This is a genomic window from Acidovorax sp. Leaf160, assembly GCF_001424265.1.
Lineage (GTDB): Bacteria > Pseudomonadota > Gammaproteobacteria > Burkholderiales > Burkholderiaceae_C > Paracidovorax.
On record NZ_LMOV01000023.1, the window covers coordinates 327,042 to 350,250 of the forward strand.

19 protein-coding genes are annotated in these 23,209 nt (G+C 70.7%); 10 read left to right on the top strand and 9 right to left on the bottom strand.

The window, feature by feature from the left end:
• Window positions 1–22: 22 nt before the first annotated feature.
• Both ASF94_RS12020 and ASF94_RS12025 read left to right on the top strand, forming a co-directional pair.
• A complete protein-coding gene (locus ASF94_RS12020) occupies window positions 23–3,169 on the top strand; it encodes an efflux RND transporter permease subunit (RefSeq protein ID WP_056666360.1) in 3,147 nt (1,048 codons plus the stop codon).
• Window positions 3,166–4,611, top strand: a complete 1,446-nt coding sequence (locus ASF94_RS12025) for an efflux transporter outer membrane subunit (RefSeq protein WP_056666363.1) — start codon at window positions 3,166–3,168, stop codon at window positions 4,609–4,611. Before ASF94_RS12020 ends, ASF94_RS12025 begins: the two co-directional genes overlap by 4 nt.
• 111 nt (window positions 4,612–4,722) lie before the next feature.
• Here the strand turns inward: ASF94_RS12025 and ASF94_RS12030 are convergent, their stop codons facing one another.
• From ASF94_RS12030 to ASF94_RS12050, 5 genes are all read right to left on the bottom strand, one after another.
• Window positions 4,723–6,471, bottom strand: coding sequence for a biotin carboxylase N-terminal domain-containing protein (locus ASF94_RS12030; RefSeq protein ID WP_056666364.1), 1,749 nt, complete (start codon window positions 6,469–6,471; stop codon window positions 4,723–4,725).
• Between the two features lie 98 nt (window positions 6,472–6,569).
• A complete protein-coding gene (gene pxpB, locus ASF94_RS12035; protein ID WP_056666366.1) occupies window positions 6,570–8,180 on the bottom strand; it encodes a 5-oxoprolinase subunit PxpB in 1,611 nt (536 codons plus the stop codon).
• 16 nt (window positions 8,181–8,196) lie between these two features.
• Window positions 8,197–9,006, bottom strand: a complete 810-nt coding sequence (locus tag ASF94_RS12040; RefSeq protein WP_056666371.1) for a putative hydro-lyase — start codon at window positions 9,004–9,006, stop codon at window positions 8,197–8,199.
• Window positions 9,007–9,034: 28 nt separating this feature from the next.
• The gene (locus ASF94_RS12045; RefSeq protein WP_056666373.1) at window positions 9,035–9,790 is read right to left on the bottom strand and encodes a LamB/YcsF family protein; all 756 of its coding nucleotides are present in this window, start codon (window positions 9,788–9,790) and stop codon (window positions 9,035–9,037) included.
• 43 nt (window positions 9,791–9,833) lie between these two features.
• On the bottom strand, window positions 9,834–11,075 hold the full coding sequence (locus ASF94_RS12050; protein WP_056666376.1) for an MFS transporter: 1,242 nt from the start codon (window positions 11,073–11,075) through the stop codon (window positions 9,834–9,836).
• A gap of 357 nt (window positions 11,076–11,432) precedes the next feature.
• Between ASF94_RS12050 and ASF94_RS12055 the strand changes: the two genes are divergently transcribed.
• The 8 genes from ASF94_RS12055 (at window position 11,433) to ASF94_RS12090 (ending at window position 20,270) form a co-directional block, all read left to right on the top strand.
• On the top strand, window positions 11,433–12,092 hold the full coding sequence (locus tag ASF94_RS12055) for a GntR family transcriptional regulator (protein ID WP_056666380.1): 660 nt from the start codon (window positions 11,433–11,435) through the stop codon (window positions 12,090–12,092).
• A 322-nt stretch (window positions 12,093–12,414) separates the two neighbouring features.
• The gene (locus ASF94_RS12060) at window positions 12,415–13,113 is read left to right on the top strand and encodes a DUF3334 family protein (RefSeq protein WP_056666382.1); all 699 of its coding nucleotides are present in this window, start codon (window positions 12,415–12,417) and stop codon (window positions 13,111–13,113) included.
• Window positions 13,114–13,451: 338 nt separating this feature from the next.
• Window positions 13,452–14,699 (top strand): thiolase family protein, encoded by a 1,248-nt coding sequence (locus ASF94_RS12065; protein ID WP_056666385.1) that lies wholly within the window; start codon window positions 13,452–13,454, stop codon window positions 14,697–14,699.
• Window positions 14,700–14,886: 187 nt separating this feature from the next.
• Window positions 14,887–16,446, top strand: coding sequence for an acyl CoA:acetate/3-ketoacid CoA transferase (locus ASF94_RS12070; RefSeq protein ID WP_056666388.1), 1,560 nt, complete (start codon window positions 14,887–14,889; stop codon window positions 16,444–16,446).
• Window positions 16,447–16,491: 45 nt separating this feature from the next.
• Window positions 16,492–17,307: a crotonase/enoyl-CoA hydratase family protein gene (locus ASF94_RS12075; RefSeq protein ID WP_082493213.1), complete on the top strand. Its 816-nt coding sequence runs from the start codon at window positions 16,492–16,494 to the stop codon at window positions 17,305–17,307.
• A gap of 85 nt (window positions 17,308–17,392) precedes the next feature.
• Window positions 17,393–18,178, top strand: a complete 786-nt coding sequence (locus ASF94_RS12080; protein ID WP_056666391.1) for an SDR family NAD(P)-dependent oxidoreductase — start codon at window positions 17,393–17,395, stop codon at window positions 18,176–18,178.
• A 44-nt stretch (window positions 18,179–18,222) separates the two neighbouring features.
• Window positions 18,223–19,302 (top strand): aromatic ring-hydroxylating dioxygenase subunit alpha, encoded by a 1,080-nt coding sequence (locus ASF94_RS12085; protein WP_056666394.1) that lies wholly within the window; start codon window positions 18,223–18,225, stop codon window positions 19,300–19,302.
• Entirely contained in the window at window positions 19,299–20,270 is a 972-nt protein-coding gene (locus ASF94_RS12090; RefSeq protein WP_056666397.1) for a PDR/VanB family oxidoreductase, read from the top strand. The genes ASF94_RS12085 and ASF94_RS12090 overlap by 4 nt, the downstream gene beginning before the upstream one ends.
• 46 nt (window positions 20,271–20,316) lie before the next feature.
• Here ASF94_RS12090 and ASF94_RS12095 read toward each other — a convergent pair whose 3' ends face one another.
• The 4 genes from ASF94_RS12095 to ASF94_RS12110 all read right to left on the bottom strand — a co-directional run bounded on the left by ASF94_RS12095 (window position 20,317) and on the right by ASF94_RS12110 (window position 23,204).
• Window positions 20,317–20,808, bottom strand: a complete 492-nt coding sequence (locus ASF94_RS12095; RefSeq protein WP_056666400.1) for a MarR family winged helix-turn-helix transcriptional regulator — start codon at window positions 20,806–20,808, stop codon at window positions 20,317–20,319.
• Between the two features lie 176 nt (window positions 20,809–20,984).
• Window positions 20,985–21,401 carry a nuclear transport factor 2 family protein gene (locus ASF94_RS12100; protein WP_056667212.1) on the bottom strand — a complete coding sequence of 139 codons (417 nt, stop codon included), beginning with the start codon at window positions 21,399–21,401 and terminating at the stop codon, window positions 20,985–20,987.
• 94 nt (window positions 21,402–21,495) lie between these two features.
• Window positions 21,496–22,248, bottom strand: a complete 753-nt coding sequence (locus ASF94_RS12105) for an alpha/beta fold hydrolase (protein WP_235505345.1) — start codon at window positions 22,246–22,248, stop codon at window positions 21,496–21,498.
• Between the two features lie 17 nt (window positions 22,249–22,265).
• Complete coding sequence (locus ASF94_RS12110) at window positions 22,266–23,204, bottom strand: amidohydrolase family protein (RefSeq protein ID WP_056666403.1); 939 nt, start codon at window positions 23,202–23,204, stop codon at window positions 22,266–22,268.
• Window positions 23,205–23,209 lie beyond the last annotated feature (5 nt).

Here is a 23,209-nt window from a genome sequence, read left to right on the forward strand (position 1 = left end):
GACGGCCCAGGAGCGCTGATCCATGCTCGCCCGCTTCTTCGTCAACCGGCCCATCTTCGCCTGGGTCATCGCCATCGTCATCATGCTGGCCGGCGCGATGTCCATCTTCTCGCTGCCCGTGGCGCAGTACCCCGATGTCGCACCACCGACGGTGCGGATATCGGCCACCTACACCGGCGCCTCGGCCGAGACGGTGGAAAACAGCGTCACCCAGATCCTGGAGCAGCAACTCACCGGGCTGGACGGACTGCTGTACTTCTCCTCGACCAGCAGTTCGGCGGGCAACGCCAGCATCAGCGTCACCTTCCAGCAGGGCACGAACCCGGACACCGCCCAGGTTCAGGTGCAGAACAAGGTGCAGCAGGCGCTCACCCGGCTGCCGCAGGCGGTGCAGACGCTGGGTGTCACCGTCACCAAGTCGCAGAGCGATTTCCTGCTGATCGCGGCGCTCTACGACAGCAAGGACCAGGCCAGCGCCACCGACATCGCCGACTACCTGGTCAGCAACCTGCAGGATCCCATTGCGCGCGTCGATGGCGTGGGCGGCGTGCAGGTCTTCGGCTCGCAATACGCCATGCGCATCTGGCTGGACCCGAACAAGCTGGCGGCGTACGGCCTGATGCCTTCCGACGTGCAGACCGCCATCTCGGCACAGAACACCCAGGTGTCGGCCGGCAGGATCGGCGGGCTGCCCACGGCCGGCACGCAGCAGCTCAACGCCACCGTCACCGCGCAATCCAAGCTGCAGACGCCGGAGCAGTTCGAGCAGGTCGTGGTCAAGCACAACGCCGCCGGCGCGACGGTGCTGCTGCGCGACGTCGCCCGGGTCGAGCTGGGCAGCGAAAGTTACGACAACGTCACCCGCCTGAACGGTCACCCGGCCTCGGGCATGGCGGTGCAACTCGCACCCGGCGCCAACGCCCTCTCGACCGCGACCCGCGTCAGGGCGGTCATCTCCGACCTCCAGCGCGGCATGCCGGACGGCTACCAGGTCGCCTACCCGAAGGACAGCACCCAGTTCATCCGCATCTCCATCGAAGAAGTGGTCAAGACCCTGTTCGAAGCCATCGCGCTGGTGGTGTTGGTGATGTTCGTCTTCCTGCAGAACTGGCGCGCCACGCTGATCCCGGCGATCGCCGTGCCGGTCGTGCTGCTCGGCACGTTCGGCGTGCTGTCCCTGTTCGGCTACTCCATCAATACGCTGACGATGTTCGGCATGGTGCTGTCCATCGGCCTGCTGGTGGACGATGCCATCGTGGTGGTGGAAAACGTCGAGCGCCTGATGCGGGAGGAACACCTGTCGCCGCGCGAGGCCACCATCCGGTCGATGGGCGAAATCACCGGCGCGCTGGTCGGCATCGCCACGGTGCTGTCGGCGGTGTTCCTGCCGATGGCCTTCTTCGCCGGCTCGACCGGGGTCATCTACCGGCAGTTCTCGATCACCATCGTGGCCTCGATGGCGCTGTCGGTCGTCGTCGCGCTGACGCTGACGCCGGCCCTGTGCGCCACGCTGCTCAGGCCGCACGCGCAGGGCACCGGCCAGCGCGGCCTGGCCGGCTGGTTCAACCGAAGCTTCGACCGGCTGCTGCACCGGTACGAAGGCCGGGTCGTCCGCATCCTGAAGACGCCGCTGCGCTGGATGCTGTTCTACGGCCTGATCGTGGCGGCACTGGCGGTGCTGTTCCTGCGCCTGCCATCGGGCTTTTTGCCCAATGAAGACCAGGGCGAGGCGATGGTCCAGTACACGCTGCCGGTGGGCGCTTCGGTGGCGCGCACGCTGGAGGTCGCCAAGGCGGTGGAGAACCAGTTCCTCGTCAACGAAAAGGCCAACACCGAAGCCATCTTCACCATCGCCGGCTTCAACTTCGCCGGCAGCGGGCAGAACTCGGGCATGGCTTTCGTGGCCCTGAAGGACTGGTCGGAGCGTCCGGGCGCCGAGAACCGCGCCGACGCCGTCTCGGCACGGTCCACCGCGGCCCTGTCCAAGGTGCGCGACGCCCAGATCTTCGCGCTCAACCCGCCGGCCATCCAGGGCCTGGGCCAGTCCGGCGGTTTCGAGTTCCAGCTACAGGCCAAGGCCGGCACCGACCGCGCCACGCTCAAGACCCTGCGCGACCAGTTGATGGCCAACGCGGGCAAGGACGAGCAGCTGACCGCGGTGCGCAGCGGCTCCCTGGAAGACACGCCGCAGTTGAAGGTCGACGTCGACCAGGCCAAGGCGTTTTCCTTCGGCCTGTCGCTGGCCGACATCAACGCCACGCTCAGCTCGGCCTGGGCCGGCACCTACGTCAACGACTTCATCGACCGGGCGCGGGTGAAGAAGGTCTACATGCAGGCCGACGCACCGTTCCGCTCGCGGCCCGAAGACATCGACGACTGGCGGGTGCGCGGCGACTCGAACCGCATGACGCCGTTCTCGGCCTTCGCCACCACCCGGTGGACCTATGGTCCGGAAAGCCTGGCGCGCTACAACGGCCTGGCCAGCTACACATTGCAGGGTTCGGCCGCAGACGGCGTGAGCTCCGGCAAGGCCATGGACGAAATGGAAACCCTGGCCAAGGCGCTGCCCGCCGGCACCGCCTTCGCCTGGAGCGGCCTGAGCTACCAGGAGCGGCTTGCCAGCGGCCAGACCGCCAAGCTGTACGCCATCTCGGTGCTGGTGGTTTTCCTCTGCCTGGCGGCGCTGTACGAAAGCTGGTCGGTGCCCCTGTCGGTGCTGCTGGTGATCCCGCTCGGCGTGATCGGCGCCGTGGCGGCTGCCACGCTGCGCGGGCTGGAGAACGACGTGTACTTCCAGGTGGCGCTGCTGACCACCATCGGGCTGTCGGCCAAGAACGCGATCCTGATCGTGGAATTCGCCGATGCCGCCTACCGGGGCGGCAAGGATCTGGTGGCCTCGGCCGTCGAAGGCGCACGGCTGCGGCTGCGGCCCATCCTGATGACGTCACTGGCCTTCGTCGCCGGGGTGATGCCGCTGGCGCTGTCGAGTGGCGCGGGTGCCAACAGCCGCATTTCCATCGGCACAGGCATCGTCGGCGGCACCATCACCGCCACCGTGCTGGCCATCTTTTTCGTGCCCCTGTTCTTCGTGCTGGTGCGCAAGCTGTTCGGCAAGCCGAGGGGCCACACGGCGACCGGCAACCCAGGTCAAGAGGCAGAACAACCATGAAAAGACCCCTGATCGCCTCCTCGCTGGCCGTGCTGCTCGGCGCCTGCAGCTCGATGGCGCCGACCTATGAGCGGCCAGCCGCGCCGGTGCCTGCCACCTGGCCGACCGGCGCAGCCTATGCGCCTGCCGCAGCGGAAGCGGACGCGGCCAAGGCGGCCGCAGCCGACATTCCGTGGCAGCAGTTCGTGCGGGACGACCGCCTGCGCCAGGTCATCGCACAGGCGCTGGCCCACAGCCGTGACTTGCGCAAGACGGTCGCCAACATCGAGTCGGCCCGCGCGCAGTACTGGGGGCAGCGCGCAGCACTGCTGCCGACGGTCAATGCCGGCGTCAGCGGAACGCGCGCGCGCTCGGTGGCCGCCACCGGCACCGGTACCGGTACCGAAAATGGCAGCGGCACGGTGCAGACCCAGACCACCAGCGCCAACCTCAGCGTCAGCTCGTACGAGATCGACCTGTTCGGCCGGGTCCGCAGCCTGTCCGACGCGGCGCTGGAAACCTACCTGGCCACCGAGGAAGCCGGCCGCGCCGCCCGCATCAGCCTGATCGCCGAAACCGCCAGCGCCTGGCTGGCACTGGGCGCAGACCGCAGCAAACTCGCGCTGGCGCAGCAGACGCTGGAGAGCGCCCAGCGCTCGATGGCCCTCACGCAGAAGCGGCGGGATGCGGGGGTTGCATCGAGGGTGGATGTGAGCCAGGCGGAAACCGTCTACCAGCAGGCGCGTGCCGACCTGGCCAGCACCACCACCGCCATCGCGCAGGACCGCAATGCGCTGGAGCTGCTGGCCGGCTCGCCGGTAGCCGACGCCCTGCTGCCGACCGCCCTGCCCGCGGCCGACGGCGCGGCGCTGGCGGACGTGCCGACGGGCCTGTCGTCCGATGTGCTGCTGTCACGGCCGGATGTGCTGCAGGCCGAGCACCAGCTGAAATCGGCCACCGCCAACATCGGCGCGGCGCGGGCCGCTTTCTTCCCGAAGCTGTCGCTGACCGCTGCGGGCGGCGTTGCCAGCACCGCCATGGCTTCGCTGTTCAGCGGCGGTGCGGCGACGGTGTGGTCATTGGCGCCTGCCGTCACGCTGCCGATCTTCGACGGCGGCGCCAACCAGGCCAACCTGGCCTATACGCAGGCGCAGCAGTCGCTGTATGTGTCCACCTACGAACTGGCGGTGCAGACGGCATTCCGCGAAGTGGCCGACGCGCTGGCGCGCCGCGGCACCGTGGCCGAGCAGTTGTCTGCGCAGGCAGCCCTGGTCGATGCGGCGGCCGACAGCCATCGGCTGGCCCAGGCCCGCTACACCAGCGGTGTGGACACCTTCCTCAATGCGCTCGATGCGCAGCGCACGCTGTACACCGCGCAGCAGACGCTGCTCACCGTGCAGCTCAGCGCGCTGGACAATCGGGTCACGCTGTATCGCGTCCTGGGTGGTGGCGTGCTGGACTGATGCCGCCGATGCCATTGGGGGCGGCGCCCAACGGAAGGCGGTGGAAGAACGGCGAACGGCGGCTGAAACCCCGTCTGCCGTACATCCACGGTAATGGGCGCCGGGCGCCCCTCAGGTCAGGGCAACGATCGCCAGGCAGGCTCCCGCAGCTTGGTAACTCCCTGCCGGAACCAGCCCCTGGATGCGCCCGGCGCGCGGGGCCGTCACCTGCATTTCCATCTTCATCGCCTCCATGACGGCGACCAGGTCGCCCTCGGCCACGATGTCGCCCTCCGCCACCTTCCAGACCTGCACCGTGCCGGCGACGGGCGCGGGCACCGTGCCCTCCTGCGCCGCGCTCCCGGCATCAGCGGACTGCGCGCGGGCGCCGGCAGGCTGCGCGCCCGGCCCGGCCTGCAGGCCCTGCAGCAGCAGCGCCGGCAGCCCCAGGGCCACGCGGCGGCCGTCGATCTCGATGGCCGTGCGCACGAGCGAGGTATCCGCGGGCGGCTCGGCGCGCGCGGCGGCGGCCAGGGGCGCGGCGAAATCGGTCTCGATCCAGCGGGTGTGCACGCGCAGGGTTTCGCCGTTGGTGAAGTCGTCATGCTCCATCACCGCACGGTGGAAAGGCAGCACCGAGGCCACGCCGCCGAAGCGGAACTCGCGCAGCGCGCGGCGCGCCCGGGCGATGGCCTGCTCGCGCGTGGCACCCGACACGATGAGCTTGGCCATGAGCGAATCGAACGTACCCGGCACGATGGAGCCGGCCTGCACGCCGGTGTCCAGCCGCACGCCGGGGCCCGAGGGCGGATCGAATTCGGTCACGCCGCCCGGTGTGGGCAGAAAACCCCGGCCCACGTCTTCCGCGTTGATGCGGAACTCGATCGCGTGGCCCAGTGGCTCGGGCGTCTGCGTGATGCCCAGCGGCAGGCCCTCGGCGATGCGGAACTGCTCCACGACGAGGTCGATGCCGGTCGTCTGCTCGGTGACGGGGTGCTCCACCTGCAGGCGCGTGTTCACTTCCAGGAACGAGATCGCGCCCGTGCCCGAGAGCAGGAATTCCACGGTGCCAGCGCTGGTGTAGCCGGCGGCGGCGCAGATGTCGCGCGCGGCGGTGTGGATGCGCTCGCGCTGCTGGGGCGTGAGGAAGGGCGCGGGCGCCTCTTCCACCAGCTTCTGGTTGCGGCGCTGCAGGGAGCAGTCGCGCGTGCCCAGCACCACCACGTTGCCGTGCGCGTCGGCGAGCACCTGGGCCTCGATGTGGCGGGGGCGGTCCAGGAACTGTTCCACGAAGCACTCGCCGCGGCCGAAGGCGGCCGTCGCCTCGCGCACGGCGGAGGCGTAGAGGTCTTCCACTTCGTCCATGCGCCACGCGATCTTCATGCCGCGCCCGCCGCCGCCGAAAGCCGCCTTGATGATGATCGGCAGGCCGTGCTGCTCGGCGAAGGCGAGCACCTCGGAGACGTCCTGCACCGGGCCGGCCGTGCCCTGCACGAGCGGCGCCCCCACCTGCAGCGCCAGCCGGCGCGCCTCGACCTTGTCGCCCAGGCGCTCGATGGCCTCGGGCGGCGGGCCGATCCAGGTCAGGCCCGCGCCGATCACCGCCCGCGCGAAGCCCGCGTTCTCGGACAGGAAGCCGTAGCCGGGGTGCACGGCGTCGGCACCGCTCTTGCGGGCCGCATCCAGCAGCTTGTCGATGTGCAGGTAGGTGTCGGCCGGCCGGTCGCCGCCCAGGCCCCAGGCCTCGTCGGCCATGCGCACATGCAGGGCGTCGATGTCGGCGTCGGCATAGACGGCGACGGAGCCGACGCCGTAGTCGGCGCAGGCGCGGGCGATGCGGACGGCGATCTCTCCGCGATTGGCTATCAGGATTTTCTTCATCGGATCAACTCTCTGGCACTGGCGGACGATGGGGAGGCGCGGTGCAGGAACGCCCGCTTCGCAGACGTTTTCGCCGCGGCCGGCTGACGGGGCCTTGTTCATGACGCCGCCTCGACGGGTTCAAACGCTCGAAGGGGGTGGAAGCGCACCCATGCGCCCACCGGAATCTGTCCCGCGCGATCCAGGTGATGCGGGGCGACGCAGCCGATGACGGGGTAGCCGCCCGTCAGCGGGTGGTCGGCCAGGAACAGCACCGGCTGCCCGCTGGGGGGCACCTGGATGGCGCCGGTGGCGGTGCCCTCGCTGGGCAGTTCGCCCGCGACGGCACGGGCCAGCGGCGTCTCGCCCGCCAGGCGAATGCCGACGCGGTTGGACTGCGGCGTGACCTGCCAGCGCTGGCGGGCCAGCAGGTCCACGGCCTCGGGCGTGAACCAGTCGGTGCGGGGGCCGGGCACCACGTCCAGCACCACGTCGGCCTGCAGGGTGGGCAGGTCGCCGGGCTGCGATTCGGCCGGGCCGACGACGGCGCCGCGCGGCGCCGGGCGCACGGCCACCACGTCGCCGGGCGCGACCGCCGGCGGGCCGACGCGGGCCAGGGTGTCGGTGGCGCAGCTGCCCAGCACCGGCTGCACGGCAAAGCCGCCGCGCGCAGCGATGTAGCTGCGCGTGCCGGCCACCGGCTCGCCCAAGGCCAGCACGTCGCCGTCGGCCAGCGCGAGCGGCTGCCAGCGCGGCACCGGCCAGCTGCGGCCCGCTGCACTGGTCAGGGTGAGCGGGCCGTCCGCACCGGTCACGGCCACCACCGTGTCGCCACGGCTTTGCAGGCGCAGGCCGCCGTTCACCGTCTCCAGGCAGGCGTCGCCCGCCGCATTGCCGGCCAGACGGTTGGCAGCGCGGCAGGCGGCCCGGTCCATGGCGCCGGAGGCCGACACGCCCTGCCCCGCCTGGCCCGGGCGGCCCAGGTCCTGGAACAGTGTCTGCAGGCCGGGCGACAACACCTGCAACGCCGGGCCTTCCGGGTGGGGCCGGGCCATCGGCAAATTCAAGCCTTTTCTGCCTCCGGCGCTTGATCTGCCTGGGTCTATTGCTATGTTTTTAGTAGCAACATCGACGAAACGCACCCGAAAGCCCGGCTGCAGCAGCGCGGGCGGTTCGCGGTCGATGTCCCACATCGCCAACGGCGTGGTGCCGATGATCTGCCAGCCGCCGGGGCTGGCCTGCGGGTAGACGCCGCTGAAGGTGCCGGCCAGCGCCACCGAGCCTGCCGGGATGCGTGTGCGCGGCGTGGCGCGGCGGGGCACGTTCAGGCTGGGATGCCCCCCGACGAGGTAGCCGAAGCCGGGCGCGAAGCCGGTGAAGGCCACGGTGTAGTCGCTGCCCGTATGGCGGCGCACGACCTCTTCGGGCGTGATGCCCAGCAGCTGCGCCACCTCGGCCAGGTCCTCGCCGTCGTACTGCACGGGGATCTCGACCAGCGTGTCGCTGCGCTCGGCGGCCGCGCTCACGTCGCGCTGCGCGATGGCCTCGACCAGCGTGGCGAAACGCTGCGCGCTCGGGCGGAACTGCACGAGCAGCGTGCGCGCGGCGGGCACCAGCTCCTCGATGCCGGCGATGGGGTCGCGCCGCAGCGATGCCAGCAGCGCCAGCGTCTGGTCCAGGTCGTCCAGCTCGACGAGCAGGGCATTCAGGTTGACGGGGAGGAAGCGCAATCGGGACTCCGTCAGATCAAACGTGGTACGTGCTGTCGGGCACGTCGGTGATGAACATATGGCCCGGCGCATGCGTGACGGCGAAGGGCACGCTCGATGCCATCACCGCCGCCTGGGGCGTGACGCCGCAGGCCCAGAACACGGGCACCTCGCCGGGGCGGATCTCCACCGGGTCGCCGAAGTCGGGCCGCGCCAGGTCGGCGATGCCCAGCGCCGCCGGGTCGCCCACATGCACCGGCGCGCCGTGCACCGACGGAAAACGGCCCGAGATGGAAACCGCGTCGGCCACGCGGCCTGCCGGGATGGGGCGCATCGACACCACCAGCTCGCCGTGCAGGCGCCCGGCCGGGCGGCACTGGCGCTGCGTGCGGTACATGGGCACGTTGCAGCCCTGGGCGATGTGGCGCACCTCGATGCCGGCCTCCTGCAAGGGCGTTTCGAAGGTGAAGCTGCAGCCGATCAGGAAGGTGACCAAGTCCGGATGCCCGGCCCAGAGGGCGGTGGCGTCGGCCACTTCCTCGGCCAGCCGGCCGTTGCGCCAGACGCGGTAGAGCGGAATGTCGGTGCGCAGATCGGCCCCTTCGGCCAGCACGGTGGCGTGGTGGCCGGCCTCGATGACGTCGAGCACCGGGCAGGGCTTGGGATTGCGCTGGGCGTAGAGCAGGAAGTCCCAGGCCCATTCGCGCGGCAGGGCGATCATGTTGGCCTGCGTCATGCCCGGGGCGCGGCCGGCGGTGGGCTCCACCAGGCCGGCGCGATAACGGGCGCGGGCTGCGCGCGCGGCCTGGATGGCAGCCTTGCGGGCGGTTTCGAGGGGCGATGTCATCTGCGGCCTTTGCTGGGCGTCATCGTTGTCAGGCAAAGGCGCGCAGCGTGACGCCTTCGCGCTCCAGCGCCTCGCGCACCGCACGCGCCATGGCCACGGCGCCGGGGCTGTCGCCGTGCACGCAGATGGAGTCGGCGCGCACGCGGGTGGTGCTGCCGTCGATGGCCTGCACCGTGCCTTCGCGCACCAGCTGCAGCATGCGGCGCGCGACCGCATCGGCGTCGTGCAGCACGGCGCCGGGCTCGCGCCGCGACACCAGCGTGCCCTGCGGCGTGTAGGCCCGGTCGGCGAAGGCTTCGGCCACCACGCGCAGGCCGGCCTCTTCGGCCCAGCCTTCCAGCGGCGAGCCGGCCAGCACCACCAGCGCCAGCGACGGGTCGATGGCGCGGATGGCGGCGATCACGTCGCGCGCCTGGCGCTGGTCGTGCGCGATGGTGTTGTAGAGCGCGCCGTGCGGCTTGACGTAGGTGACGCGCGTGCCCGCGGCCTTGGCCAGGCCCTGCAGCGCGCCGATCTGGTAGATGACGTCGGCCACCAGGTCGGCGCTCGCCACGTCCATGTTGCGGCGGCCGAAGCCGGCCAGGTCGGGGTAGGCGACGTGCGCGCCCACCGCCACGCCGCGCGCCTGGGCGGCGCGCAGCGTGGCCAGAATGCCCGCCGCATCGCCCGCATGGAAGCCGCAGGCCACGTTGGCGCTGGTGACGATGCCGAGCATGGCGGTGTCGTCACCCATGCTCCATGCGCCCAGGCTTTCGCCCAGGTCGCTGTTCAGATCGATATGCATGTGAAAAAAAAGGTGCTGATGAAGGGGAACCAGGAGGGGCCGGTCAGTCGCCCGCGCTGGCCGTGAGCTCGCGCCCCTGGGTTTCGGGAAGCATGAGGCAGGCGACGATGACGATCAGGTAGGCGCCAGCCGCCATGTAGCCGATGGCAACGCCGAGCGACATGCTGGCACTCATGTGGCCGATCAGGGCGGGAAACACCGAGCCCACGGCGCGGCCGAAGTTGTAGCAGAAGCCCTGGCCCGATCCGCGGATGTGGCTGGGAAACAGCTCCGACAGGTAGGCACCCATGCCCGAGAAGATGCCCGAGAGGAAAAAGCCCAGCGGGAAGCCCAGCACCATCATGGCCGCGTCGGTGATGGGCAGCTGCGTGTAGCAGGTGACCAGCACGCCGGCACAGACCGCGAACAGGATGAAGCAGCGGCGCCGGCCCAGGCGGTCGGACAGCCAGGCGCTGGTCAGGTAGCCGGCGAACGAGCCGACGATCAGTACCATCAGGTAGCCGCTGGTGCCCAGTACCGAGAGATTGCGCTCCATCTTCAGATAGGTGGGCAGCCAGGTGGTCACGGCGTAGTAGGCGCCCTGCATGCCGGTGGCCAGCAGGCTGGCGAACACCGTGGTGCGCAGAATGCCCGGCTTGAAGATCAGCCAGAAGCTGGCGCTCTGGCCGGTGCGGGCGAGTTCGGCCTTGGTTTCGCGGTACACGGCCGGCTCGCTGATGTTGCGGCGGATGTAGAGGATGAAGAGCGCAGGCAGCGCGCCCAGCCAGAACAGCACGCGCCAGGCGTATTGCTGATCGAAGAGCGCATACACCGCCCAGAAGGCGATGGCCGACAGGCCCCAGCCCACCGCCCAGCTGCTCTGCACCAGGCCCACGGCCTTGCCCCGGTGGCGGGCGCGGATCATCTCCGCGATCAGCACCGAGCCCACCGACCATTCGCCGCCGAAGCCGATGCCCTGCAGCATGCGGGTGACGAAGAGCTGCTCGGGCGACTGGGTGAAGCCGCTCAGGAAGGTGAAGAAGCTGAACCACAGCACCGTCAGCTGCAGGATGCGAACGCGGCCGTAGCGGTCCGCCAGGATGCCGGCCAGCCAGCCGCCGAAGGCCGAGCTGATGAGCGCGCCGGTGGCGATGTAGCCCGCCTCGGCCTTGGTCATGCCCCAGACCAGGATGAAGGTCGGGATCATGAACGTGTAGATCATGTAGTCGAACGCATCGACGCCATAGCCCACGAAGGCGGCGAAGAGCGTCTTGCGCTCTTCCTTGCTGGTTTCCTTGATCCACATGGTGCGTGTCCGTTTCTTGAAGGGGGAGACCTGAGGCACCGAGCAATTCCCGGGCCAGCAGCTCATCAATAGCCAATTGATTGCCTGACTAACTCGGTGGATTGTTGAACAACAAATAATTGATCGTTGATGGGGAATACCCGCATGGGAGGGTGCCCGCGGCGCACCAAGCCTGTGCGGATGCCCTGCCCGGCGGGCGGGCGCCGTCGCCCCGCCGATACACTGGCTGCCCGTGCGGTACGCCCTGACCCACAGCTGCAAAGCCAGCGCACGCCCCTGCATGGCTTTTCGGCGCGGCGGGCGGGCGGCCCACCGGCCGGCACGCCCTGCCGCCTTCGCTCTTCGCCCCTGCCTTCCATGACCGAACCACCTGCCCAGACCCTGACCGACCGCGTGAGCGAACAGATCCGCCGCAAGATCGTGAACGGCGAAATCGCCCCCGGCCAGCGCCTGTCCGAAGCAGCCCTGGCCGAGAGCCTGGAGATTTCGCGCAACACCCTGCGGGAGGTGTTCCGCACGCTGACCAAGGAGGGGCTGCTGACGCACGAGCCCAACCGCGGCGTGTCGGTGGCGGCGCCGAGCATCGCCTCGATCATCGACATCTACCGCGTGCGCCGGCTGATCGAATGCCAGGCGCTGGCCCAGGCCTATCCGCGCCACCCGGCGAAGAAACACCTGCGCGCGGCGGTGGACACCGCGCTGCGCTGCCGCGACGCGGGCGACTGGCAGGGCGTGGGCACGGCCAACATGGAGTTCCACATGGCCGTGGTGGAGCTGGCCGACAGCGAGCGGCTGAATGTCATGTTCTCGCACCTGCTGGCCGAACTGCGCCTGGCCTTCGGCCTGCTCAACGACCCCGAGTTCCTGCACGCGCCGTATGTGGACATGAACCTGAAGATCGTCGAGCTGTTCGAGGCCGGCAAGCTGCCCGAGGCCGCCGCCACGCTCGGCGAATACCTGGTGCATTCCGAACGCATCGTGCTGGCGGTGTACGCACGCCGCATCTCGCCGCACTGAGAACGCAGGGCCGCCGGGCTGCGGGAGGCCTCGCGGCGCCGCCCCTGCCTGGCCGCCGCCGCGCCGAAACTGCGCCGGCGGGCGTGCCGGGCGCGCCGCCCGGCGATACACTGCGGCAGGCTGCCCGCGACCGGGCGCCCGGCCCATGCCAGCCAGTGAGTCGAAGTCCGTTCGGGCTGAGCCTGTCGAAGCCAGGGTACGTAGCAGACGTGCCCTCCGACAGGCCCAGGATGGCCGGGTGAGCGCACTGGCGTTGGGCGCCCGGCGGCTTGTTCGCCGCCCTCCTTCCCTGGTTCCCCTGCCCCACCTACGCTGCGACCCCATGCAATCCAACGAAGACACCGTCGTGTACGGCACCGAAGACATCCTGGTCAGCCTGTGCAACTCCGTCACGCGCGTGCTGAGCGTCGCCACGCAGAAGCCGTTCCATTATTCGGGCATGGTGCAGCGCATCAGCAAGACCTGCCTGAAGCCCGACATCGGCTGCTTCGTGCTGTTCGACGGCGGCTTCTCCGGCCTGGTCATCATCAACTTCTCGAAAGAGGCGGCGATGGAGATCTACCAGAGCTACCTGCTGAGCATGGGCATGTCGCAGGCCGATCTGGCGGCGTCCTACACCTCGGACGAAGTCTCCAACGTGATGGGCGAGCTGATGAACCAGGTCGTGGGCGACTTCACCGGCAAGGTGCGCCGCGAGCTGCAGACCCACATCACCCAGAACCAGCCCAAGATGCTGGTGCTGAACCAGCAGGTGGTGCTGAGCGTGGACGCCAACCTCGACAAGCCGGAGGCACGCCGGGTGACCTTCTACACCGCCAGCAACCACATCTTCTATCTGGAACTGGCCATCGACCGAACCGAATTCGTGAAGGTCGTCGACTTCGAGCCGCAGGACACCCCCGACCCGGACGCGCTCATCGCCGCCCAGGGCCAGACCGCCGCCGCGCCGGGCGCCCGCCCGGCCGCAGCCCCGGGAGGAGACAGCGACACCGACGCGCTGCTGCGTTCCCTGGGCATGTGATTGCTATATTTTCTATAGCTACAAACCCAGCATCCACGGGCGCAATACCCTGATTTGACTCTTGAAAGGCGACCGGCCTCCAGCGCAGGAGCCGGTCGTCGCTCCCGCACTCCGGCCTGGGCGCGGGGCGCGGCCCTCGCCTCCCCCACCCAGCGGCAGGCGAGCCGCACACCAGCACCGGCCTCGCCCGGTCGCACTCCTGCGGCCCGCCTGACCGGGTAAACCCCAGCAAGCGAATCCGCTGGCGGCGTTGTTTTTTCCATATCGTTAGCTAGACTAACTGATATCTAAAAAATCAATTCGCCCGCCGAAGCCATCGGCTGGCGCACGGCCCGCCCATGACCTTCACCCCCTTCTCGCGCCGCATCGACGACACCTGGCTGCTCTCGGGCGCCCGCACCCCCTGGGTGGACTACTGCGGCCCGCTGGCCCTGGTGTCGCCGACCGACCTGGGCATCCATGCGGCGCGCGCCGCGCTCGCGCGCAGCGGCATCGCGGCGGACACGGTGGGCTCCACCGTGGTGGCATCCATGGCGCAGGCCGACTTCGACGCCTTCGTGCTGCCGCGCCATGTGGGCCTGTATGCCGGCGTGCCCCTGCAGGCGCCCGCCATCGGCGTGCAGCGCATCTGCGGCAGCGGGTTCGAAGTGCTGCGCCAGGCGGCCGACCAGATCGCGCTGGGCTATGCCGACACGGTGCTGGCCGTGGCCGCCGAATCGATGAGCCGCAACCCCATCTGCGCCTACACCCACCGCAGCGGCTTCCGCCTGGGTGCGCCGGTGGAGTTCAAGGACTTCTTGTGGGAGGCGCTGGACGACCCGGCGGCCCGCGTGTCCATGATCCAGACCGCCGAGAACCTGGCCGTCCAGTACGGCATCACCCGCGCCGAGGTGGACGCCTATGCCGCCCGCTCGTTCGAGCGCGCCGTGGCCGCGCAGGCGGCTGGCCTGTTCGATGGGGAGATCGCCCCGGTGCAGGACGCGCGCTTCGAGCTGGAGGGCTACGAGGCCCGCGGCATTCGCCTGCCGCGCAAGGCCGGCGTGCAGGCGCGCGACACCCACGTGCGCCCTTCCCCGGTCGACGTGCTGGCCACGCTGCGCCCGGTCTATGGGGGCGGCGTGCAGACCGCCGGCAATTCCGCCGCGCTGGTCGATGGCGGCGCGGCCGCCGTGGTCACCTCCGGCACGCGGCTGCGCGCCGAAGGCCTGCAGCCCCTGGCGCGGCTGGCCGGCGCGGCTGCCGCCGGCGTGCCGCCCGAGATCATGGGCATTGGCCCGGCGCCGGCGATCCGCGCGCTGCTGGACCGCTGCGGCCTGCAACTGTCGGACATCGACCTGGTCGAGATCAACGAAGCCCAGGGCGCCCAGGTGCTGGCCTGCGCCCGCGAACTGCAGCTGGACATGGACCGGCTGAACGTGAACGGCGGCTCCATCGCCATGGGCCACCCGCTGGCCGCCACCGGCCTGCGCCTGACCCTCACCGCCGCGCACGAGCTGCGCCGGCGCGGCGGCCGCTGGGCCGTCGTTTCCGCCTGCGTGGGCGGCGGCCAGGGCATGGCCCTGCTGATCGAAAACACGGGCTTGTGAATCCCCCCTGAGTCGCCTGCGGCGCCTTCCCCCCGGGGGGGACGCCGCCGGTGGCCTGGCAAAGCCAGTTCCACGGCGTCCGCTGGCTTGGCCTGCTCCGCGGCCATCGGACGAAAGAGAACGCGGCAGTGCGAAGGCCCCAGCCGACAGCGACTGCCCTTTGGACCCCGAAGAGAAAGATCGAAGCATGAAAGTCATCACCTCCGACCAGGTCGGCCCGCTCATCGGCGACGGCGCCACCATCTTCCTGGGCGGCATCGCCATGACGGGCCTGGCCGAAGACGTGCTGCAGGGGCTGGAGCGCCACTTCCTCGCTACCGGCCACCCCCGGCAGCTGACCACCTGGGCCTGCGGCGCCATCGGCAATGGGGGCGACGGCGGCATGGCGCACCTGGCGCACCCGGGCATGGTCAAGCGTGTGGTGGCAGGCCACTTCGGCCAGACGGGGCCGCGCATGATGGGGCTGGTGCATGCCGGCGAGGTGGAGGCCTACAACTTCCCGCAGGGCTCGCTCTCGCACCTGACGCGGCACATCGCGGCGCGCACGCCGGGCCTGCTCACCCAGGTGGGCCTGGGTACCTTCGTCGATCCGCGCATCGAAGGCGGCAAGCTCAACCGCGCCTGCAGCGAAGACCTGGTGAAGCTGGTCGAATTCGGCGGCAAGGAATGCCTCTACTACCCCTGCCCGCGCATCGACGTGGCGCTGATCCGCGCCACCTATGCCGACGAGAACGGCAACCTGAGCCTGGACAAGGAAGGGCTCTTGCTGGAGCAGCTCTCCATCGCCCAGGCCGCGCGCGCCTCGGGCGGCATCGTCATCGCCCAGGTCGAGGCCGTGGTGCAGGCCGGCAGCCTGCACCCCAAGTCGGTCAAGGTGCCGGGCTTTCTGGTGGACTACGTGGTGGTGGCCGACCCACGCAACCACCTACAGACCATCACCACCGCGTTCAACCCCGCGCTGGCGGGCGACGTGCGCCTGCCCATGCATTCGGTGCCCTCGCTGCCGCTGGACGAGCGCAAGGTGATCGCGCGCCGGGCCGCGCTGGAACTGCAGCCCGGCGCCCTCACCAACCTGGGCGTGGGCATTCCGGCCGGCATTCCGGCCGTGGCCGCCGAGGAAGGTGCGGCCCACCTGCTGAGCCTCTCGGTGGAGTGCGGCGCCAACGGCGGCGTGCCGGCCTATGGCGGCGACTTCGGCCTGGCCTACAACGCCGAATCCATCATCGAGCAGTCGTCCCAGTTCGATTTCTACGACGGCGGCGGCCTGGCCTGCAGCTTCCTGGGCCTGGCGCAGACCGATGCCGCCGGCAACGTAAACGTGAGCAAGTTCAACGGCCGGCCCGTGGGCTGCGGCGGATTCATCAACATCACCCGATCCACGCCGCGCCTGGTGTTCTGCGGCACATTCACGGCCGGCGGCCTGCAGCTGCAGGTGGCGGACGGGCGCCTGGCCATCGTGCTGGAGGGCCGCTCGCGCAAGTTCGTCGAACAGGTCGAGCAACTCACCTTCAACGGCCGCGACGCCGCGCTGCGCCAGCAGGAGGTGAGCTTCATCACCGAACGCGCCGTGCTGCGCCTGCGCCCCGAAGGCTTGGAGCTGACCGAGATCGCCCCGGGCATCGACCTGGAGCGCGACGTGCTCGCGCACATGGGTTTCCGCCCGCTGATCCGTGAGCTGCGCACGATGGATGCCGGACTCTTCCGCGCGCAATGGGGCGGCCTGCGGGCGGCCTTGGGCGCCCGCTGAACCGCGTCACTTTCTTCCCCCCTTTCACTGAACCCGACACGCGCCATGACCCTTCCCCATTTCACCCCGGCCGACGGCCTGCTCGCCCAGTTAAGCGAACTGCAGGTCGCCTTCAGCGGCGCGGTCGCGCACATCCGGCTGAACCGGCCCGCCAAGCGCAACGCCATCAACGAGGCGCTGATGCAGCAACTGCACACCGCCCTCATCCACCTGCCGTCCTCGGCGCAGGCGCTGGTCATCAGCGGCGAAGGGCAGCACTTCTGCGCCGGGCTCGACTTGTCCGACCTGTCCGAGCGCACCGTGGCCGAGGGCATCCACCACTCGCGCGGCTGGCATGCCGTGATGGACGCGCTGCAGTACTACCGCATGCCGGTGGTGACGGCGCTGCACGGCGCAGTGGTGGGCGGCGGGCTGGAGCTGGCCGCGGCCTCCCATATCCGCGTGGCCGACAGCAGCACCTATTTCGGCCTGCCCGAAGGCCAGCGCGGCATCTTCGTGGGCGGCGGCGGCTCGGCCCGCATTCCGCGCCTGGTGGGCGTGGCCTGCATGAGCGACATGATGCTCACCGGCCGCGTGCTGGACGCCGAGGAGGGCCGCGAGCGTGGCCTGGCGCAGTACGTGGTGCCGGAGGGCGAATCGCTCGCCAAGGCCGTGGCGCTGGCGCAGCGCATCGCCACCAACGCGCCGCTGTCCAACTACGCCATCGTGCAGGCACTGCCGCGCATCGCCGACATGGCCCAGTCCGACGGCCTGTTCGTCGAGTCGCTCATGGCGGCCATCGCCCAGGGCGACGACGCCGCCAAGCAGCGGCTGGCGGATTTCCTGCAGGGCCGCGCCGCCAAGGTGGTCAAGGCCGCCTGACCCGCTCGCCGAGCGAACGCACGAACGCACGCCCCACCGAACGACCGAACGACCGAACGAAAGAACGCACAAGGAGACGACGCACATGAAGACGAACTTCGACGACCAGGCCGCCCTGGTCACCGGCGCGGGCTCGGGCCTGGGCGAAGCCGTGGCCCGCGCGCTGGCCGCGGCCGGCGCCCGGGTGGCGCTGCTGGACATCCACCTGGCCGGCGCAGAGCGCGTGGCGGCCGACATCCGCGCCCAGGGCGGGCAGGCGCTGGCGCTGCAGTGCGACATCGGCGACGAGGCTTCGGCCAGCGCCGCCATCGGGGCCGCTGCCGCTGCCCACGGCGAGGCGCGCATCCTGATGAACATCGCCGGCATCGGCGGCGCCAAGCGGGTGATCCAGCGCGACGGCGCGCCCGCGCCACTGGCCGACTTCGAGCGCACGGTGCGCGTCAACCTGGTGGGCACCTACAACATGGTGCGCCTGATGGCAGCCCGCGCCGCCCGGCTGGAGCCGCTGGAAGACGGCGCGCGCGGCGTGATCGTGAACACCGCGTCGGTCGCCGCGTTCGACGGCCAGGTGGGGCAGGATGCCTATGCGGCCTCGAAGGCCGGCGTGGCCGGCATGACGCTGCCGCTGGCGCGCGACCTGGCGCAGTGGGGCATCCGCGTGTGCACCATCGCGCCCGGCATCTTCGCCACGCCGCTCCTGAAGGAGCTGCCGGAGGCGGTGCAGCAATCGCTGGCCGACTCCATCCCCTTTCCCAAGCGCCTGGGCCATCCGGAAGAGTTCGCCGCCCTGGCGCTGCACATCGCCGGCAACGGCCACCTCAATGGCGAGGTGATCCGCCTGGACGGCGCGCTGCGCATGGCGCCGCGCTGAGCCCACGACGACCGCACGAAAACTGCCCCCGAAGGAGACGCCCCATGTTCCCCGTCAACACCTGGTACGTCGCTGCCCGCAGCGAGGAGATTCCGAACGACCGCCCGCTGGGCCGGCGCATCTGCAACGTGCCCATGGCCTTTTTTCGCAACGGCCAGGGCACCGTCGCCGCGGTGGAGGACTTCTGCCCGCACCGGGGCGCCCCCCTCTCGCTGAGCCGCGTGGAAGGCGACACCCTGGTCTGCGGCTATCACGGCCTGGCGATGGGCTGCGACGGCAAGCCCGTGTCGATGCCCTGCCAGCGGGTGCGCGGCTTCCCGTCGGTGCGCAGCTTCGCCGTGCACGAGGCGCACGGCTTCGTCTGGGTCTGGCCCGGCGACCAGGCCCTGGCCGACCCGGGCCTGCTGCCGCGCTTCGAATGGCTGGGCAACCCGGCGTTCGGCTACGGCGGCGGTCTCTACCGCATCGCCTGCGGCTACCAGCTGATGATCGACAACCTGATGGACCTGACGCACGAGACCTATGTGCACGCCAGCAGCATCGGCCAGAAGGAGATCGACGAGGTGCCCTGCCAGACGAAGGTGGAGGGCGACCACGTCGTCACCCAGCGGCACATGGAGGGCATCGAGGCGCCGCCCTTCTGGAAGATGGCGCTGCGCATGAATGGCCTGCCCGACGACCAGCCGGTGGACCGCTGGCAGATCTGCCACTTCACGCCCCCCAGCCACGTGATGATCGAAGTCGGCGTGGCGCTGCAGGGCCGGGGCGGGCATGGCGCGCCCGACGACTGCAAGGCGGCCAGCTGGGTGGTGGACTTCATCACCCCCGAGACGGACACCTCGATCCACTACTTCTGGGGCATGGCGCGGCGCTTCAAGCCGCAGGACGAGAGCCTCACGGCGCAGATCCGCGAGGGCCAGGGCCGCATCTTTGCCGAAGACCAGGAAATGCTGGAGCGCCAGCAGGCCAACCTGCTGGCCTACCCCGACCGCAAGCTGCTGATGCTCAACATCGACAGCGGCGGCGTGCAGTCGCGCAAGGTGATCGAGCGGATGCTGGCGGCGGAAGCCGCAGCCCGCCCCGCCACCGCCACAGCGCCTGCAGCGGCCGGGGCCGCCGCATGAGCGCCGCTGCCGGCCTGCTGCAACTGCGCGTGGCAGCAAAGCGCCCTGCGGCGGAGGGCATCGTGGAGCTGACGCTGGAGCCGCTGCCCGGCCAGGCGCTGCCGGCCTTCACCGCCGGCTCGCACCTGGACCTGCACCTGCCGGGCGGCCTGGTGCGCCCCTATTCGCTGAGCAACGACCCGGCGGAGACGCACCGCTACGTGCTGGGCGTGCTGCGCGAAGCCGCATCGCGGGGTGGCTCGGCCGCCGTGCACGATGCGCTGCAGGTCGGCCAGACGCTGAGCGCCAGCGCGCCGCGCAACCACTTCGCGCTGCAGCCCACGCCCGTGCACAAGCTGCTGCTGGCGGGCGGCATCGGCATCACGCCGGTGCTGAGCATGGCGCGCCAGCTGGCCCGCGAAGGGCGCCCCTTCCACCTGCGCTATGCCGGCCGCAGCCGTGCGCGCATGGCCTTCACCGACGTGCTGGCCACCGCGCCGCTGGCCGGCCGTGCGCAACTGCACGTGGCCGAAGAGCACGGCCCGCTGGACCTGGGCGCCCTGCTGGAGGCGCAGCCCGAAGGCACCGAGCTCTACGTCTGCGGCCCGGCCGGCTTCATGGACGCGGCCTTCGCCGCAGCCGCCGAGCGCCAATGGGCGGCATCCCGCCTGCACCGCGAACTGTTCGGCGCGGCGCCGCCGGCGAGCGCAGCCGGTGGCGACACGGCGTTCGACATCGAGGTGGCAGGCACCGGGCAGATCGTGCCGGTGCCGGTGGGTTGCACCGCCGCCCAGGCGCTGCAGGCTGCGGGCCTGCCGCTCTACACGTCGTGCGAACAGGGAGTCTGCGGCACCTGCCTCACGCGGGTGGTGAGCGGCACGCCCGACCACCGCGACCAGTACCTGACCCCGCAAGAGCAGGCGGCCAACGATCAGTTCCTGCCCTGCTGCTCGCGCGCGCTCGGCGCGCGGCTGGTGATTGCCCTCTGAGCCGCCCGCAACCCGGCACCGGCCCGCCAGGGCGGGCCCCGCAGGCTCACCGGGCCACGCGGTCCAGCAGGTCCATCAGGGTTTCGCGCTCCGCGTCGGACAGGCCTGCGGAGAGCCGCACTTCGTATTCGGCCAGCCGCTCGCTCAGCGTGGCGAGCCGCGCCTGGCCCTGCTCGGTGATCTCCAGCGAATAGCGGCGGCGGTCGCCCTCGACCTCGACGCGGCGGATCCAGTCGGCGCCTTCCAGCGCATCCACCAGCTTGAGCACGCTGGGGCCGGCCACGCCCAGCTCCTTGGCCAGGGCGGCCTGGTTGGTGCCGGTGTTCATGGCGATGAGCGAAAGCGCCGTGACGCGGGCGGGCGACAGTTCCAGCGGCGCCAGCATCTCGAAGAACAGGTCGAAGGCGCGCACCTGCGCCAGGCGCAGCTTGTAGCCCAGGGCGTCGCTCTGAAAATCGTGCGAGGGCACCGCCTTGCGGGCCTTCGGCCTGGCGCGCTTGGCCGGCGCCGCCGGCTCCGCACCCGTGTTTCGGTCCATGCAATCTCCTTATCCGAGGTAACAATCATAGTGTCCCGGCCCCCTGCCGCACCCTATTCCGGGCTTGATGCGTGGAATGTGCGAAACCGCCCGATCGCTCGCAGGCCGGGCTGCGCGGGCACCCAGGGCGCCCTCCAGCCAGTCCACCGGCCAGCCCCTCCGGCTGCGCCACGGGCTCAGGTGGCGAACAGATCGAAGCCTGCCTGGCGGTGACCGATCCGCCAGCCGGCGGCCGTGCGCGCGAAGCGGTCGCTGAAATGGCCCAGCCGCTGCAGGGGGTGGGCCGGCCGACCGTGCGGGCCCGGTGGCTGGTCCGCATCGGCCGTCCACAGCAGCACCTGGCTGGTCGCCTCGGCCTGGTCTTCGCCGAGGGTGTCGAACAGGGTGCCGCACACCAGATGCCGGGTGATGCGGCCCGCCGGCCTGCGGGCGTAGGCATCCGCGATGGCGGAGCGGCCGTGCAGCACGGTCCCGTCCGGGCGGGCCAGCGTGGCATCGGCCGTGAACAGCGCCGCCAGGCCGGCGGCATCGCCCGCATCCACGCAGGCGGCGGAGCGCAGCACCAGATCGCGGCAGCGCAACTCTGCGCCCAGCCGGCGAAGGGGGGCGGCGGCCTCCCATCGCCCGGCCCTGCCAGCGCCCGGCCGCCGTTCGGCCGACGGCACCGGCCGGGGTGGGCCCGGTGGTTCAGCGCCCGTGCTCACAGGCGTGCACCCAGCGGGCCATGGCCGCCGACACTGCGCCGGGCTGCTCCATCGGGCTCATGTGGCCGCAGGCGTCGACCAGGCACAGCGCGGAGCCCGGCACCGCGGCGTGCATGGCTTCGTGCCGTGCGGGCGGGCTCCACAGGTCCTGCCGGCCGCACACCAGCAGCACGGGGCAGCGCAGGCCCTGCAGCACGGGCTGCGCGTCGGGCCGGTGCAGCAGCGCCTCGATCTGCGCGGCGAAGCGCTCCGGGTCGCTGCGGGCGACCATGGCCACGATGCGCTCGAAGAGCGGCGTGCCGACCACATCGGGATGGACCATGGGCGCGGCCCAGCGCCGAGCCATGGCGGCCATGCCCTCGGCCCGGGCCAGCGCCAGCAGGGCGTGGCGGCCCTGCCGCTCCTGCTCGCCGGCAGGGCCAGCGGGACGGGCGGCGGTGCCGGTGTCCAGCAGCGCCAGCCCGGCCACGCGCCCGGGCGCCTGCCGCGCCATCTCGAGCGCCACCCGGCCGCCCATGGAATGCCCTGCCAGCAGCAAGCGCGGCGCGGCGACGGACTGCAGCATGTGGCGGGCCATGGCGTCGATGCGATCGAGCCGGCCGTAGTCGCCCACCCGGACGTCGCACAGCGGGTGCAGCGCGTGCAGCGCGGCCTGCTGGTCCGCCCACACGGCGTCGTCGCACAGCAGGCCGGGCAGCAGCACCACCGTCGGCCGGGCATCAGCATTGGTCATCATCGCGTGCAGACCGTCTTTCAGCAGCAGCCCGCCGCCGCCGGCGGCTTCAGGCGCTGGTACCGGCCCAGCACCGGGTCGCGGTCCAGGCCGAGCAGCCGAATGGCGTTGCGCTTGAGGATCAGCGGGCGCACCTCGGGGCGGATGTCGAGCGCCTCGAAGTCCTGGAGCCAGCGGTCCGGCGTGATGACCGGAAAGTCGGAGCCGAACAGTACCTTGTGCTTGAGCAGCGTGTTGGCGTATTGCACCAGCTGCGGCGGAAAGTATCGCGGCGACCAGCCCGAGAGGTCGATATGGACGTTGGGCTTGTGCGTGGCCACGGCCAGGGCGTCGTCCTGCCAGGGGAAGGACGGATGCGCGATCACGATGGGCATGACCGGAAAGTCCCCCGCCACGTCGTCGAGGAACATCGGGTCGGAATACTTCAGGCGGATGCCGCCGCCGCCCGGCAGGCCCGCGCCCACGCCGGTCTGGCCGCTGTGGAAGATGGCGGGCAGGCCGGCTTCGGCGATGGCTTCATAGACCGCATAGGCCGCGCGGTCGTTCGGGTAGAAGCCCTGGGCCGAGGGGTGGAACTTGAAGCCGCGCACGCCGTGGTGCTGCACCAGGCGCCGCACCTCGCGCGCGCCCATCTTGCCGCGCAGCGGGTCGATGCTGGCGAAGGGAATCAGCACATCGGGGTGGCGGGCGGCGTCTTCGGCCACCTCTTCGTTGGTGATGCGCGCCTGGCCGGTCTCGCGTTCGGTATCGACCGGGAAGATCACCGCGAGCATGCGGCGCTCGCGGTAGTAGGCCGCCGTCTCGTCGATGGTCGGGCGCGGCAGCGTCTGCTTGAAATACGCGTCCATCGCCGCATCGATGGCGATGGCCACCTCGTCGGGCGGATTGCGGGTGGAGCGCGTCGCATGCGTGTGCATGTCGATGGCCACCACCGCATCGAGAAACGGCGTGCTGTCCATGTCCT